This window comes from Nocardioides agariphilus (assembly GCF_015352445.1).
GTDB lineage: Bacteria > Actinomycetota > Actinomycetes > Propionibacteriales > Nocardioidaceae > Nocardioides > Nocardioides agariphilus.
The window spans coordinates 14,642-29,326 of the sequence record NZ_JADKPO010000010.1; the positions used below are offsets into that span (position 1 = coordinate 14,642).

At 69.3% G+C, this 14,685-nt stretch carries 13 protein-coding genes; 11 read left to right on the forward strand and 2 right to left on the reverse strand.

Features of this window, described 5'->3' with window-relative positions; all coding sequences use genetic code 11:
- Positions 1-66 precede the first annotated feature (66 nt).
- The 11 genes from uvrA to ISU10_RS09075 all read left to right on the forward strand — a co-directional run bounded on the left by uvrA (position 67) and on the right by ISU10_RS09075 (position 12,513).
- On the forward strand, positions 67-3,054 hold the full coding sequence (gene uvrA, locus ISU10_RS09025) for an excinuclease ABC subunit UvrA (RefSeq protein WP_194696060.1): 2,988 nt from the start codon (positions 67-69) through the stop codon (positions 3,052-3,054).
- Between the two features lie 197 nt (positions 3,055-3,251).
- Positions 3,252-3,710, forward strand: a complete 459-nt coding sequence (locus ISU10_RS09030) for a QcrA and Rieske domain-containing protein (RefSeq protein ID WP_194696061.1) — start codon at positions 3,252-3,254, stop codon at positions 3,708-3,710.
- A 44-nt stretch (positions 3,711-3,754) separates the two neighbouring features.
- Positions 3,755-5,761: an excinuclease ABC subunit UvrC gene (uvrC, locus tag ISU10_RS09035; RefSeq protein WP_370865033.1), complete on the forward strand. Its 2,007-nt coding sequence runs from the start codon at positions 3,755-3,757 to the stop codon at positions 5,759-5,761.
- Between the two features lie 2 nt (positions 5,762-5,763).
- Positions 5,764-6,663, forward strand: coding sequence for an RNase adapter RapZ (gene rapZ / locus ISU10_RS09040; RefSeq protein ID WP_370865035.1), 900 nt, complete (start codon positions 5,764-5,766; stop codon positions 6,661-6,663).
- Between the two features lie 7 nt (positions 6,664-6,670).
- Positions 6,671-7,651: a gluconeogenesis factor YvcK family protein gene (locus tag ISU10_RS09045; protein WP_370865037.1), complete on the forward strand. Its 981-nt coding sequence runs from the start codon at positions 6,671-6,673 to the stop codon at positions 7,649-7,651.
- A gap of 26 nt (positions 7,652-7,677) precedes the next feature.
- Positions 7,678-8,664 (forward strand): DNA-binding protein WhiA, encoded by a 987-nt coding sequence (whiA, locus tag ISU10_RS09050; RefSeq protein WP_194696062.1) that lies wholly within the window; start codon positions 7,678-7,680, stop codon positions 8,662-8,664.
- Positions 8,665-8,766: 102 nt separating this feature from the next.
- Complete coding sequence (gene gap, locus ISU10_RS09055; RefSeq protein WP_194696063.1) at positions 8,767-9,762, forward strand: type I glyceraldehyde-3-phosphate dehydrogenase; 996 nt, start codon at positions 8,767-8,769, stop codon at positions 9,760-9,762.
- A 2-nt stretch (positions 9,763-9,764) separates the two neighbouring features.
- Positions 9,765-10,976: a phosphoglycerate kinase gene (locus ISU10_RS09060; protein WP_370865040.1), complete on the forward strand. Its 1,212-nt coding sequence runs from the start codon at positions 9,765-9,767 to the stop codon at positions 10,974-10,976.
- 4 nt (positions 10,977-10,980) lie between these two features.
- A complete protein-coding gene (gene tpiA / locus ISU10_RS09065) occupies positions 10,981-11,769 on the forward strand; it encodes a triose-phosphate isomerase (protein WP_194696064.1) in 789 nt (262 codons plus the stop codon).
- A gap of 93 nt (positions 11,770-11,862) precedes the next feature.
- Positions 11,863-12,099: a preprotein translocase subunit SecG gene (gene secG, locus ISU10_RS09070; protein WP_194696065.1), complete on the forward strand. Its 237-nt coding sequence runs from the start codon at positions 11,863-11,865 to the stop codon at positions 12,097-12,099.
- A gap of 54 nt (positions 12,100-12,153) precedes the next feature.
- Positions 12,154-12,513 (forward strand): RNA polymerase-binding protein RbpA, encoded by a 360-nt coding sequence (locus ISU10_RS09075; protein ID WP_194696066.1) that lies wholly within the window; start codon positions 12,154-12,156, stop codon positions 12,511-12,513.
- Between the two features lie 465 nt (positions 12,514-12,978).
- On the opposite strand, the gene pgl is transcribed toward ISU10_RS09075, so the two are convergent.
- Together pgl and ISU10_RS09085 are read right to left on the reverse strand one after the other, a co-directional pair.
- Positions 12,979-13,731: a 6-phosphogluconolactonase gene (gene pgl / locus ISU10_RS09080; protein WP_194696067.1), complete on the reverse strand. Its 753-nt coding sequence runs from the start codon at positions 13,729-13,731 to the stop codon at positions 12,979-12,981.
- A complete protein-coding gene (locus tag ISU10_RS09085; protein ID WP_194696068.1) occupies positions 13,728-14,636 on the reverse strand; it encodes a glucose-6-phosphate dehydrogenase assembly protein OpcA in 909 nt (302 codons plus the stop codon). The genes pgl and ISU10_RS09085 overlap by 4 nt, the downstream gene beginning before the upstream one ends.
- Positions 14,637-14,685 lie beyond the last annotated feature (49 nt).

Consider the following 14,685-nt stretch of genomic DNA (forward strand, 5'->3'; position numbering starts at 1 on the left):
CGCCTATCCTGCCCCGAAGGGTGAACGATCGGAGGACTGTCGGAGCCCCGTCATAGGGTGGCGCACGTGGCAGATCAGCTCATCATCAGAGGCGCTCGCGAGCACAACCTCAAGGACGTCTCCCTCGATCTCCCGCGTGACTCGCTGATCGTGTTCACGGGTCTCTCGGGATCGGGCAAGTCGTCCCTGGCCTTCGACACGATCTTCGCCGAGGGCCAGCGGCGTTACGTCGAGTCGTTGTCTGCCTACGCGCGCCAGTTCCTGGGTCAGATGGACAAGCCCGACGTCGACTTCATCGAGGGCCTCTCCCCAGCGGTGTCGATCGACCAGAAGTCCACCTCCAAGAACCCCCGCTCCACGGTCGGCACCATCACCGAGGTCTACGACTACCTCCGCCTGCTCTACGCCCGCGCCGGCCGACCCCACTGCCCGACCTGTGGCTCGCCCATCGAGCGCCAGACCCCTCAGCAGATCGTCGACCGGGTGCTCGCGATGCAGGAGGGCGCGCGCTTCCAGGTGCTGGCGCCGGTGATCCGGGGCCGCAAGGGCGAATACGTCGAGCTGTTCCGGCAGCTGCAGACCCAGGGGTTCTCGCGAGCCAGGGTCGACGGCGACACCTACTCACTCGACAGCCCACCGACCCTCGACAAGCAGCGCAAGCACACGATCGAGGTGGTGATCGACAGGCTGGCGGTCAAGCCGTCCTCCAAGCGCCGGCTCACCGACTCCGTCGAGACGGCGCTCAACCTGGCGGCGGGGCTGGTGGTCTTCGACTTCGTCGACCTCGACCCCAAGGACCCGGGGCGAGAGCAGAAGTTCTCCGAGAAGATGTCGTGCCCCAACGACCACCCGATCGACACCGACGAGCTCGAGCCTCGGTCGTTCTCGTTCAACTCGCCGTTCGGCGCCTGTCCCGAGTGCCACGGTCTGGGCACCCGCATGGAAGTCGACCCCGAGCTGGTCGTGCCCGACCCGCAGGCGACCCTGGGGGAGGGCGCGATCCAACCGTGGAGCCAGGCCCACGTCGCCGACTACTTCCTCAAGCTGATGGACGCCCTCGGCAAGGAGCTCGGCTTCGACCTCAACACGCCGTGGGAGGACATCTCGGCCAAGGGGCAGAAGTCCCTGCTGTTCGGCCACCCGACCAAGGTGCACGTGGTCTCCCGCAACCGCTACGGCCGTGAGCGGGCCTACTACGCCGAGTTCGAGGGCGTCCAGCGCTACATCGAGCGCCGCCACCGCGAGGCCGAGTCCGACGTGAGCCGCGACCGCTTCGAAGGCTTCATGCGCGAGGTGCCGTGCCCGGTCTGCGAGGGCACCCGCCTCAAGCCGGTCTCGGTCGCGGTCACCCTCGGTGACAAGCAGAGCGGCGGCAAGAACATCGCCGAGGTCTGCGCCCTGCCGATCAGCGACTGCGCCGACTACCTGCGCACCATCGAGCTGTCCGCCCGAGAGCGCCAGATCGGCGAGCGGGTGCTCAAGGAGATCCTCGAGCGGCTCAACTTCCTGCTCGACGTCGGTCTCGACTACCTCTCCCTCGACCGACCCTCGGGCTCGCTGTCGGGCGGTGAGGCCCAGCGGATCCGACTGGCCACCCAGATTGGCGCCGGTCTCGTCGGCGTCCTCTACGTCCTCGACGAGCCGTCCATCGGGCTGCACCAGCGCGACAACCAGCGCCTCATCGAGACCCTGGTCCGGCTCAAGGACCTCGGCAACACCCTGATCGTGGTCGAGCACGACGAGGACACGATCCGCCACGCCGACTGGGTCGTCGACATCGGCCCGGGCGCCGGCGAGCACGGCGGCCAGGTCGTGCACTCGGGCTCGGTCCAGGGCCTTCTCGACCACGCCGACTCGCTGACCGGCCACTACCTCTCCGGTCGCCGCGAGATCCCCGTCCCGGCCGTGCGCCGACCCCGCACGCCCGGCCGTGAGCTCGTCGTCAAGGGCGCCAAGGCCAACAACCTGCGCAACATCGACGTGTCGTTCCCGCTCGGCGTGTTCGTGTCGGTGACCGGGGTGTCCGGCTCCGGCAAGTCCTCACTGGTCAACGACATCCTCTACACCTCGCTGGCCAAGCAGATCTACAACTCCCGGGCCGTCCCCGGGCGGCACCAGACGATCACCGGCGTCGAGCACGTCGACAAGGTGATCCACGTCGACCAGTCGCCGATCGGCCGCACGCCGCGGTCCAACCCGGCGACCTACACCGGGGTCTTCGACCACGTGCGCAAGCTGTTCGCCTCGACGCCCGAGGCCAAGATGCGCGGCTACCAGCAGGGCCGGTTCTCCTTCAACGTCAAGGGTGGCCGCTGCGAGGCCTGCTCCGGAGACGGCACGATCAAGATCGAGATGAACTTCCTGCCCGACGTCTACGTCCCGTGCGAGGTGTGCCACGGCGCTCGCTACAACCGCGAGACCCTCGAGGTCCACTACAAGGGCAAGACGATCGCCGAGATCCTCGACATGCCGATCGAGGAGGCCGTCGAGTTCTTCGCCGCGATCCCCGCCATCGCCAGGCACATGAAGACACTCGTCGAGGTCGGCCTCGGCTATGTCCGCCTCGGCCAGCCGGCCACCACGCTGTCCGGGGGCGAGGCCCAGCGCGTCAAGCTGTCCTCCGAGCTGCAGAAGCGGTCGACCGGCCGCACGGTCTACGTCCTCGACGAGCCGACGACGGGTCTGCACTTCGAGGACATCCGCAAGCTGCTGCTGGTGCTCGGCCGGCTCGTCGACCAGGGCAACTCCGTGCTGGTCATCGAGCACAACCTCGACGTCATCAAGACCTCCGACTGGATCGTTGACATGGGCCCGGAGGGCGGCTCCCGCGGCGGCATCGTGATCGCCGAGGGCACGCCCGAGGATGTCGCGGCCAACGCGAACTCCTACACCGGCGCGTTCCTGCGACCCCTGCTCGAGGGCCGCGAGGCCCGTCAACCCCGGGTCGCCAAGCGGGCGCCGGCCAAGAAGGCCGTCGCCGCCAAGGTCACCACCAAGAAGGCACCGGTCAAGAAGACAGCGGCCAAGCGCGCCTCGGCGAAGAAGTCCGCCTGAGGGCCTACGGCCCCATCACGAATCATCCGTCGGCCCTCGTGCTCCGTCGTATCCGCTGAAGCCTGTGGATCACCTGTGAGTTCGGCGCTAGTACCACCGGACACTGGGGCCGACCCGCGCGCCCCCGTACGTTGGCTGTGTCTTGACTAGTGCCCCGCCTCGGGTATCCGGCCCTCCGACGAAGGACTCCCTGCGCCATGACCGCCCCTGATCATCACCCCCTGCTGCGCCGGCGCACGCTCGCCGGCGCCGTGACCGCCGGCCTCGCCCTCCCCGCCCTGGCCGCCTGCAGCGGCGACGGCGGCACTCAGGTGGCCACCGACCCCAACACGCCGGGCGGGTCGACGAGCAGGACGCCCGGCGGCAACACCGACGCCTTCGCCCAGACCTCCGACATCGAGGTGGGCGGCGGCACCATCTACCCCGACGCCCAGGTGGTGATCACCCAGCCGACCGAGGGCGACTTCAAGTGCTTCACGGCCGTGTGCACCCACCAGGGCTGCATCGTCAGCTCGGTGTCCGACGGCAGCATCCACTGCGACTGCCACGGCAGCGCGTTCTCGATCAAGGACGGCTCCGTGGTCAACGGGCCCGCAACCCAGCCCCTGGCCGCCGAGGACTTCTCCGTCGACGGAGACGCGATCACCCTGGGCTGACGGCGGCCGGGCCGGACGTCGGTGGCCGACCGTAGGGTTGAGGAGTGCCCATCCCGAAGGCCCGGTTCCAGGTCCAGCGCGCCGCTGACCGCCCGGGCTATCGACCCGAGCCGGGGTCTATCCCTACCCAGCCGGGTGTCTACCGGTTCCGCGACGCCAAGGGCCGCGTGATCTACGTCGGCAAGGCCAAGAACCTGCGGGCCCGTCTCTCGTCCTACTTCCAAGACCCCATCAACCTGCACCAGCGCACGGCCGCCATGGTGGCGAGTGGCGCCAGCGTGGAGTGGACGGTCGTCAAGACCGAGGTCGAGGCGCTCCAGCTGGAATACTCCTGGATCAAGGAGTTCGACCCCCGCTTCAACGTCAAGTACCGCGATGACAAGTCCTACCCGTGGCTGGCCGTCACGGTCGGTGAGGACTTCCCGCGGGTGATGGTGGGCCGAGGAGCCAAGCGCAAGGGCACGAAGTACTTCGGCCCCTACAGCCACGCCTGGGCGATCCGCGAGACGGTCGACCAGCTGTTGCGGGTCTTCCCGATGCGTTCGTGCAGCAACGGCGTGTTCAAGCGATCGGGCCAGATCGGGCGGCCCTGCCTGCTCGGCTACATCGACAAGTGCTCCGCACCCTGCGTGGGCAACATCAGCCCTGAGGAGCACCGGGCGATCGTCGAGGACTTCTGCGACTTCATCGGCGGCAACACCGGCGCGTTCATCAAGCGCGTGCGCACCGAGATGTACGCCGCGTCCGACGCGCTCGACTTCGAGAAGGCCGCTCGGTTGCGCGACGACCTCGGCGCCATGGAGAAGGCCCTGGAGAAGCAGGCGGTCGTCTTCGGCGACGGGACCAGCGCCGACGTGGTCGCGCTCGCCGAGGACCCCCTCGAGGTCGCGGTTCAGATCTTCTACGTCCGCGGCGGGCGGATCCGCGGTCAGCGGGGCTGGGTCGCCGACCGCGTCGAGGAAGGCGGCACCGCCGAGCTCGTCGAGGACTTCTTGCTCCAGCTCTACGCCGGGGCCGACGGCGACGACATCCCGCGCGAGATCCTGGTGCCCCACCTGCCGCCCGACCCCGAGACCATCGAGGCGCTCCTCGGCGACATCCGCGGCAGCAGGGTGCGCATCCGCGTCCCCCAGCGCGGGGACAAGCGCAGTCTCCAGGAGACGGTCGCCCGCAACGCCGGCCAGGCCCTGGTGATGCACAAGACCAAGCGGGCCTCCGATCTCACTGCCCGCAACCAGGCGCTCGAGGAGATTCAGGTGGCCCTGGGGCTCGACGAGGCCCCGCTGCGCATCGAGTGCTACGACATCTCCAACCTCCAGGGTACCGAGGTCGTCGCCTCCATGGTGGTCTTCGAGGACGGCCTCGCGCGCAAGAGCGAGTACCGCCGCTTCGTGATCAAGGGCGATGGGGGAGAGGTCGGGCAGAACGACGTGGCTCACATGCACCAGGTCATCACGCGAAGGTTCCGGCGGCTGCTCGACGAGCAGGCCAGGTCCACGGAGGTGGTGACCGAGAGCGGGCCGATGCTGGTCGACCCCGAGACCGGCCGGCCGCGCAAGTTCGCCTATGCCCCGGGGCTGGTGGTCGTCGACGGCGGTCCACCCCAGGTCGCCGCCGCGCAGCGCGCGCTCGACGAGCTGGGCATCGACGACATCCCGGTGTGCGGGCTGGCCAAGCGGCTCGAGGAGGTCTGGCTGCCGGGCGTCGAGGATCCGGTGATCCTCAACCGCTCGAGCGAGGCGCTCTACCTGCTCCAACGGGTGCGCGACGAGGCCCATCGATTCGCGATCACCCACCACCGCTCCCGGCGCAGCAAGACGATGGTCGAGAGCCTCCTCGACGACGTGCCCGGACTGGGCGAGGTCCGGCGCAAGACTCTCCTCAAGCACTTCGGCTCGCTGCGCAAGCTCCGCGCGGCCACGGTCGAGGACATCGCCTGCGTGCCGGGCATCGGCCGACGCACCGCACTGGCGATAAAGGCCGCGGTCGACCAGCCCAGCCGCAAGACTGTCTCCGTGAACACCGCCACCGGCGAGATCGACGAGGGCTAGCCGTGCCGACCGAGGAGGCCCGTCTCGAGGGTCAGCTCGACGGCCTGGCCGGCGAGCTGGTCGTCGTCACCGGCATGACCGGGGCCGGCCGCAGCACCGCGGCCAAGGAGCTGGAGGACCTCGGCTTCTACGTCATCGACAACCTGCCGCCGGGGCTGCTGCGCCAGGTCGTGGGGCTGGTCGACGAGTCGCGGGGCACCGAGCAGCCGATCGCCGTCGTGGTCGACGTACGCTCCGGCTCGTTCTTCGAGTCCCTGCACGCCAACCTGGCCCAAGGCGCGACGGGCCGGCACACCACGTTGTTGTTCCTCGACGCCAACGACGACGTGCTCGTACGCCGGCAGGAGGCCGCCCGGCGACCTCATCCGCTCCAGGGCACGGGTCGGCTGCTCGACGGGCTCGTCCGCGAACGCGCCGTGCTCGCCGAGTTGCGCAGCGACGCCGACCTGGTGATCGACACCTCCAACCTCAACGTGCACCAGCTCACCTCGCGCATCCGCGAGTCCTTCGGCGACCCCGACGCCACCCGGCTCCAGATCAACGTGATCAGCTTCGGCTTCAAGTACGGCATCCCGATCGATGCCGACTACGTCGCCGACATGAGGTTCCTGCCCAACCCCTACTGGCAGCCCAAGCTGCGTCCCAAGAGCGGCCTGGACCCTGACGTCGCCGACTACGTCAAGAGCCAGCCGGGTGCGGTGCAGTTCCTGGCCGCCTACCTGCCGGTGCTCGAAGGCGTCGCACTGGGCTACCTGGCAGAGGGAAAGCGCTTCATGACGGTGGCCATCGGCTGCACGGGCGGGAAGCACCGCAGCGTGTCGATGGCCCAGGAGATCTCGCGTCGGCTGGCCGACGTGGGCTACGACGTGGCCACCATCCATCGCGATCTCGGGCGGGAGTGACCCAGGAGTGACTACCGCGGCTGTCGTCGCGCTCGGGGGTGGCCACGGCTTGCATGCGTCCCTGTCGGCGCTGCGCCACGTCGTCGACGACCTGACGGCTGTGGTGACCGTCGCCGACGACGGAGGCTCGTCCGGCCGCTTGCGTGAGGAGTTCGGGGTGCTGCCGCCCGGGGACCTGCGGATGGCCCTGGCGGCCTTGTGCGGCGACGACGAGTGGGGACAGACCTGGGCCCAGGTGCTGCAGCACAGGTTCGCCGGCCAGGGCGACATGCGCGGTCACGTCACGGGCAACCTGCTGATCGTCTCGCTGTGGGAGCAGCTCGGGGACCACGTCGCGGCGCTCGACTGGGTGGGTCGACTGCTCGGCGCCGCTGGTCGCGTGCTGCCCATGGCTCTGACGCCGCTGGTGATGACGGCGCAGGTCAAAGGCGCGGAGCCCGACCGTCCCGACGACGTGACCACCGTGCGCGGGCAGGTGGCCGTGGCGACCAGTGGCGGGCAGATCCTGTCGGTGGCCCTCGACCCACCCGACCCCACCCCCTGCGTCGAGGCGGTGGCCGCCGTTCGCGACGCCGACTGGGTGGTGCTCGGCCCTGGTTCGTGGTTCACCTCGGTCATCGCGCACCTGTTGGTGCCCGAGCTGTGCCGGGCCCTGGTCGAGACGAGGGCGCGGGTGGTCGTGGTGCTCAACCTGGCACCGCAAGACGGTGAGACTCCTGGGTTCGACCAGGCCGACCACCTCGCTGCCCTGCTCGAGCATGCGCCCGAGCTGCAGATCCACACCGTGCTCGCCGACGTACGCAGCGTTCGAGACCATGACGTCCTCCGCGCGGCCGTGGAGAGTGCCGGTGCCCGCCTCGTGGTCGCCGACGTCGCCGCCGACGACGGCGCCCCTCGCCACGATCCCTCCAAGCTCGCCGCCGCCTACTCCGTGGTCATGGGCCCCCCTGAACATCCGGGCATCCATCCCCGTGGCCCGCAAGGGTGATTGACGCGCGTGGCAGGATTCGCCGCATGGCGATGACGGCACAGGTGAAGGCCGAGCTGGCCAACACCCAGATCACCAAGACCTGCTGCCGGAAGGCCGAGGTGGCCACCATGCTGAGGTTCGCGGGTGGTCTTCACATCGTCGCCGGGAAGATCGTGGTCGAGGCCGAGCTCGACACCGGGGCTGCTGCGCGACGGCTGCGCAAGGACATCGCCGAGGTCTACGGGCACCAGGCCGAGTTCGCGATGGTGCAGGGCAACGGCATCCGCAAGGGCTCTCGCTACCTGGTCCGGGTGGTCAAGGACGGTGAGGCCTTGGCGCGCCAGACCGGTCTCCTCGACCAGCGTGGCCGGCCCGTACGCGGCTTGCCACCGGCGGTCGTCTCCGGTGGAGGCTGCGACTCGGTGGCTGCGTGGCGAGGGGCGTTCCTCGCCCATGGCTCGCTGACCGAGCCCGGCCGCTCGTCATCTCTGGAGGTCACCTGCCCGGGCCCGGAGGCCGCGCTGGCCCTGGTGGGAGTCGCACGGCGGCTCGGCATCCAGGCCAAGGCCCGCGAAGTACGCGGTGTCGACCGGGTGGTCATCCGCGACGGCGATGCGATCGGCGAGCTGCTGACGCGGTTGGGTGCCCACGAGTCGCTGATGGCCTGGGAAGAGCGCCGGATGCGCCGAGAGGTGCGGGCGACCGCCAACCGGCTGGCCAACTTCGACGACGCCAACCTGCGTCGCTCGGCTCGCGCTGCCGTCGCCGCCGGAGCCCGGGTCGAGCGGGCCCTGGAGATCCTCGCCGAGGAAGTACCCGACCATCTGCGCCTGGCCGGCGACCTCCGCCTCAAGCACAAGCAGGCCTCGCTCGAGGAGCTCGGTCAGCTGCACGACCCGGTGCTGACCAAGGACGCGATCGCCGGCCGTATCCGTCGCCTCCTGGCGATGGCCGACAAGCGCGCCGAGGAGCTGGGCATCCCCGACACCGAGTCGTCCCTCACGCCTGAGATGCTCGCCGAGGAAGGCTGAGCCGGAGTCCGGGTGCCGGGACGTACGTCGGACGCCCTCGATGTGCCGTACGGGTTTCGCTAGGTTGTTGATCGTTAAAAATCCACCACGAGGAGCACTGCTGTGACTGTTCGCGTCGGCATCAACGGATTCGGCCGCATCGGCCGCAACTTCTTCCGCGCGGTCCGTGCGTCGGGGGCTGACATCGAGATCGTCGGGGTCAACGACCTCACCGACAACAAGGTGCTGGCCCACCTGCTCAAGTACGACACCATCCTGGGCCGTCTCGACGCCGACGTGAGCTCGACCGAGACTGCGATCAAGGTCGGTGACCGGGAGATCGCGGCCTTCGCCGAGCGCGACCCCAGCCAGCTCAAGTGGGGCGACATCGGTGCGGACGTGGTCGTCGAGTCCACGGGCTTCTTCACCGACGCCACCAAGGCGCACGCGCACGTCGATGCCGGCGCCAAGAAGGTCATCATCTCTGCGCCCGCCTCCAACGAGGACATCACGATCGTGATGGGCGTCAACCATGAGCTCTACGACGCCGACAAGCACACCGTCATCTCCAATGCGTCGTGCACGACCAACTGCCTGGCACCGATGGCGAAGGCGCTCAACGACGAGTTCGGCATCGTCAAGGGCCTGATGACCACCATCCACGCCTACACCGCCGACCAGAACCTCCAGGACAACATCCACAAGGACCTGCGTCGCGCCCGCGCTGCCGCCCTCAACATCGTGCCGACCTCGACCGGTGCTGCGAAGGCCATCGGCCTGGTGCTGCCGGAGCTCAAGGGCAAGCTCGACGGCTACGCCCTGCGCGTGCCCGTGCCGACCGGCTCCGCCACCGACCTGACCTTCGAGGCCGGTCGCGAGACCTCGGTCGACGAGGTCAACGCGGCGGTCGAGAAGGTCGCCGACGGCCGTTACCTCAAGTACTCCACCGACCCGATCGTGTCCTCCGACATCGTCACCGACCCCGCGTCGTGCATCTTCGACTCGCCGCTGACCAAGGTGATCGGCAACCAGGTCAAGGTCGTCGGCTGGTACGACAACGAGTGGGGCTACTCCAACCGGCTCGCGGACCTGATCACCTACGTCGGCGAAACCCTCTGACGGTGCCCGGTCACTCAGCAGGCATCGACTCCCTGGGCGAGGTCCGGGGCAAGCGGGTCCTGGTCCGATCGGATCTCAACGTCCCCCTCGACGGCGACACCATCACCGACGAGGGCCGGATCAAGGCGAGCGTGCCCACGATCAAGGCGCTCGCGGACCGGGGGGCGCGCGTCATCGTGACCGCGCACCTCGGGCGACCCAAGGGCGAGCCCGACCCGAAGTACTCCCTGCGCCCGGTGGCCGCGCGCCTCGGTGAGCTCCTCGGCCAGGACGTGGCCTTCGCCACCGACACGGTGGGGGAGAGCGCCCAGGCGACGGTGGCCGCGCTCGAGGACGGTCAGGTCGTGGTGCTGGAGAACGTCCGGTTCAACGCGGGCGAGACCAGCAAGGACGACGAGTCGCGCTCGGCGTTCGCCGCGCAGCTCGCCAACCTGGCTGACGCCTTCGTCTCCGACGGCTTCGGCGTCGTGCACCGCAAGCAGGCGTCGGTCTACGACGTCGCGCTGCGGCTGCCCTCGGCGATGGGCGGTCTGGTGGCCGCGGAGATCGACGTGCTGCGCAGGCTGACCGTCGATCCGGCCCGTCCCTACGTCGTGGTGCTCGGCGGGTCGAAGGTCTCCGACAAGCTGGGCGTCATCGACAACCTGCTCGGCAAGGCCGACAAGCTGCTCATCGGCGGCGGCATGGTGTTCACCTTCCTCAAGGCCCAGGGCCACGAGGTCGGCAAGAGCCTGCTCGAGGAGGACCAGCTCGACAGGGTCCGCTCCTACCTCGCGCGTGCCGAGGAGTCGGGCGTGGAGATCCTCCTGCCGACCGACATCGTGGTCGACTCGGAGTTCCCCTCCGGTGACCGCGAACCCGAGCCCCGCGTCGTACCCGCCGACGAGATCCCCGCCGACGGCCTCGGGCTCGACATCGGGCCCGAGTCGGGCAAGGCGTTCGCGGCAGCCCTCGCCGACGCCCAGACAGTCTTCTGGAACGGGCCGATGGGCGTCTTCGAGACCCCGGCGTTCGCCGAGGGCACCCGGGCGGTGGCCGAGGCGCTCACCAAGGTGCCAGGCCTCTCGGTCGTGGGCGGCGGCGACTCCGCGGCTGCCGTGCGCAAGCTCGGCTTCGACGAGGCGGCGTTCGGCCACATCTCCACCGGCGGTGGCGCCAGCCTGGAGTTCCTGGAGGGCAAGGAGCTCCCGGGGATCGCCGTACTCGAAAGGTAGACCCATGTCTCGCACCCCCCTGATGGCCGGCAACTGGAAGATGAACCTCAACCACCAGGAGGCAGTCGTCCTGGTCCAGAAGCTGGCCTGGACGCTCAACGACAAGAAGCACGACTACGCCAAGGCCGAGGTCGTCGTCGTGCCGCCGTTCACCGACATCCGGACCGTGCAGACCCTCGTGGACGGCGACCAGCTCTCGATCGCGTACGGCGCGCAAGACGTCTCCGCGCACGAGTCGGGCGCCTACACCGGCGAGGTCTCAGCAGGGATGCTGGCCAAGCTCGGCTGCAGCTATGTAGTGGTCGGCCACAGCGAGCGGCGCGAGTACCACCAGGAGTCCGATGCGCTGGTCAACGCCAAGGCCAAGGCCGCGCTCGGCGCGGGCATGACGCCCATCGTGTGCGTCGGCGAGCCACTTCCGGTCCGCCAGGAGGGCCAGCAGGTCACCTACACCCTGGCGCAGCTCGACGGGTCGCTGGCGGGGTTCTCCGCCGAGCAGGTGGGCGGTCTGGTGGTGGCCTACGAGCCCGTGTGGGCGATCGGCACCGGCGAGGTCGCCACTCCCGACGACGCGCAGGAGGTGTGCGCCGCCATCCGCGGACGTGTCCGCGAGGTGCACGGCGACGCCGCGGCGGACGCCGTGCGCGTTCTCTACGGCGGTTCGGTCAAGGCCGCCAACGTGGGCGGCATCATGGCCAAGGCCGACGTCGACGGGTGCCTGGTCGGCGGTGCCAGCCTCCAGGCCGACGAGTTCGGCGGGATCTGCCGGTTCTACGACATGCCGGTCTTGTGACTGGCGTAGTCGTGTCGCACCGTCGGCGTCCGATGTCTGGACCGGTGGTGCCGTTGCGGGCCGTCACCTCCTCGTGACGTAGGCTTTCCCCTCGTGACACTCGTCTTCACCATCCTGCTCATGCTTACGAGCTTCCTGCTGATCGGCTTGGTGCTGTTGCACAAGGGCCGCGGCGGAGGCATGTCGGACATGTTCGGCGGCGGCGTCTCCAGCTCGCTGGGTGGCTCGTCGGTGGCGGAGAAGAACCTCGACCGCATGACCATCGGGATCGGCATCATCTGGTTCGCCTGCATCGTGGCCCTCGGGCTGCTCCTGGCCTACCAAGGCTGAACGGCACGACGCTCCTCAACTGAACAACCAAGGCTCTAGACAAGGGGTCAAGAAGTGGCTGGTGGTGGCAACGCAATCCGTGGGTCCCGAGTCGGGGCGGGTCCCATGGGTGAGGCCGAGCGGGGCGAAGCAGCACCGCGTCAGGCCGTGACGTACTTCTGCTCTCACGGGCACCGTTCGGTGGTGACCTTCGCCATCGAGGCGCAGGTCCCCGACTCGTGGGACTGCCCCAAGTGCGGGCTTCCCGCCTCGCTCGACTCCGACAACCCGCCTCCGGCGCCGCGGATCGAGCCCTACAAGACCCACCTGGCCTACGTGAAGGAGCGTCGCTCCGACGCCGAGGCCAAGGACATCCTCGAAGAGGCACTCAGCCTGCTGCGCTCGCGCCGCAAGGCCGGCGACATCGTCTTCTGAGCGCGATCAGGCGCCCAGCGGGTTTCGAGACAGGCGCGCTGGACTTCGCGCTGGTTGCGGAGGGACGAAGTCCCGTCTCGAAACCGCGGAACAGGTCGATGATCCGCTCGTCTGGTTTCGAGACAGGCGCTCGCGCGCCTTCCTCAACCGACGGGTTTCGAGACAGGCGCGCTGGACTTCGCGCTGGTTGCGGAGGGACGAAGTCCCGTCTCGAAACCGCGGAACAGGTCGATGATCCGCTCGTCTGGTTTCGTGACGGGCGCTAGCGCGCCTTCCTCAACCGACGGGTTTCGAGACAGGCGCGCTGGACTTCGCGCTGGTTGAGGACGGACGAAGTCCCGTCTGGAAACCGCGGAACAGGTCGATGATCCGCTCGTCTGGTTTCGAGACAGGCGCTAGCGCGCCTTCCTCAACCGACGGGTTTCGAGACAGGCGCTAGCGCGCCTTCCTCAACCGACGGTGGGGCTACAGCTGGGCAGCCGACTCCCGGTCGAGGAACCAGATGGTCTCCAGCTCTCCCGTGACGCCGGCGGCAGGTACGTCGTGGAGGTCGGCGCCGACGGCGAGGGCACGCGCGACGGCGGAGGCCTTCTGCTCGCCGCTGACCAGGAACCACACCGACCGGCTCCGGTTCAGAGCAGCGAACGTGAGCGAGACTCGCTCAGGGGGTGGCTTGGGGGAGTCGGTGACGGCGACGGTGACCCGGTCGTCGACGTCGAGCTGGGCCGAGCCGGGGAACAGCGAGGCGACGTGGCCGTCAGGGCCCACACCGAGCATCAACACCTCGAACGAGCCCGCTGCGTGGGCGCGCAGGTCGGCGGCGTAGCGATCGGCGGCCTCGGTCACCGATGCGGCGTCGTCCGTGGACGGCACCTGGTGGACCTTGCTGGGATCGAGGGGCAGCCGGTCTCCGAACGCGGCGAGCGCCTGGCCCGCGTTGCGTTCGGGCGAGGCCGCCGCGACGTAGCGCTCGTCGCCCCACCACACCACCACCCGCGACCAGTCGACCTCCGAGTCCGGTGCCATCCGCGCCAGCTCTCGGTGCACGTGCTCGGCGATGGTGCCGCCGGTCAGCCCGATCTGGGGTTCCTCACCGCGCGCCTGGGCGTCCTCGATGCGGGAGATGAGCTCGCCTGCGACGGCGGTGGCGAGGTCGGCTGCGTCGACGTGGACCTCGATGCGCGGCGGCGCGGGGTGCCCCGCGGTCGCATCGGTCATGACAGCCGCTTCTTCGCGAAGGCCTTGGCCACCGCGGCGTAGACGTCGTCCTCGTCGAGACGTCGCAGCTCCTCGGCCAGCAGGGCCGGGATCTCCAGCCGCTTGAGCGCGATGGGTCGATCCGGCTGGCCGGGCGAGGAGATGGTGGCCAGCTTGCCGTCGAGCCGACTGATGCGGATCGGCCCCTGCTTGGTCTCGAGGACGACCTCGGTGATCCCCGGACCCTTCGAGCTCTGCCGGCTCACGCCTACCTTGAGCCGGTCGGTCAGCCAGGTGACCAGCAGTTCGGCGCTGGGGCTGATCCTCTCGGCCGTCACCGACGCCGAGGTGACGCTGGTGTGGTACTGGTCCAGGCTCGAGGCGAGCAGCGCACGCCACGGCGTCAGCCGGGTCCAGGCCAGGTCGGTGTTGCCCGGGGCGTACGTCGTGCACAGGGCGTGCATGGCCCGCTGCTTGCCGCGCCTGACGTCGGCGGCGTCGGTGATGCGGCGCTGGGCGAGCGAGCCGAGCGGGTCTGCGGCAGGATCCATCGGCGGGTCGCAGGCCCACCAGATGGCGACGGGGGAGTCGGGCAGCAGCAGGGGCAAGACGACCGAGTCGGCGTGCTTGACCACCTCGCCCTGGAGCCGGATCAACGCCGTCTCACCCGTCCAGCCCGCCAACGTGCCGACCTGGGCGTGCACGTGGGAGGCGCCGCGGGCATCGCCGAGGATGACTCCGAGCGTGCGGGCGGGGTGCTCGTGGGCGGCCATCCGCGCCGAGGTCATCGCGTCCTCGGCGTTGTCCTCGTCGGTCACCACGATCAGCGTGAGCACCATGCCCATCGCCGGACTGCCGGCCTTGATCCGGTCCTTGATGAAAGCCGAGGAGATCTCCGAGGCGGTGGTGTCGGTCAGCTCGATCATTTCCCGGGGTCCCTGCGAAGGCGTGAGTGGGGGAGCGAAGCGGAGGAGG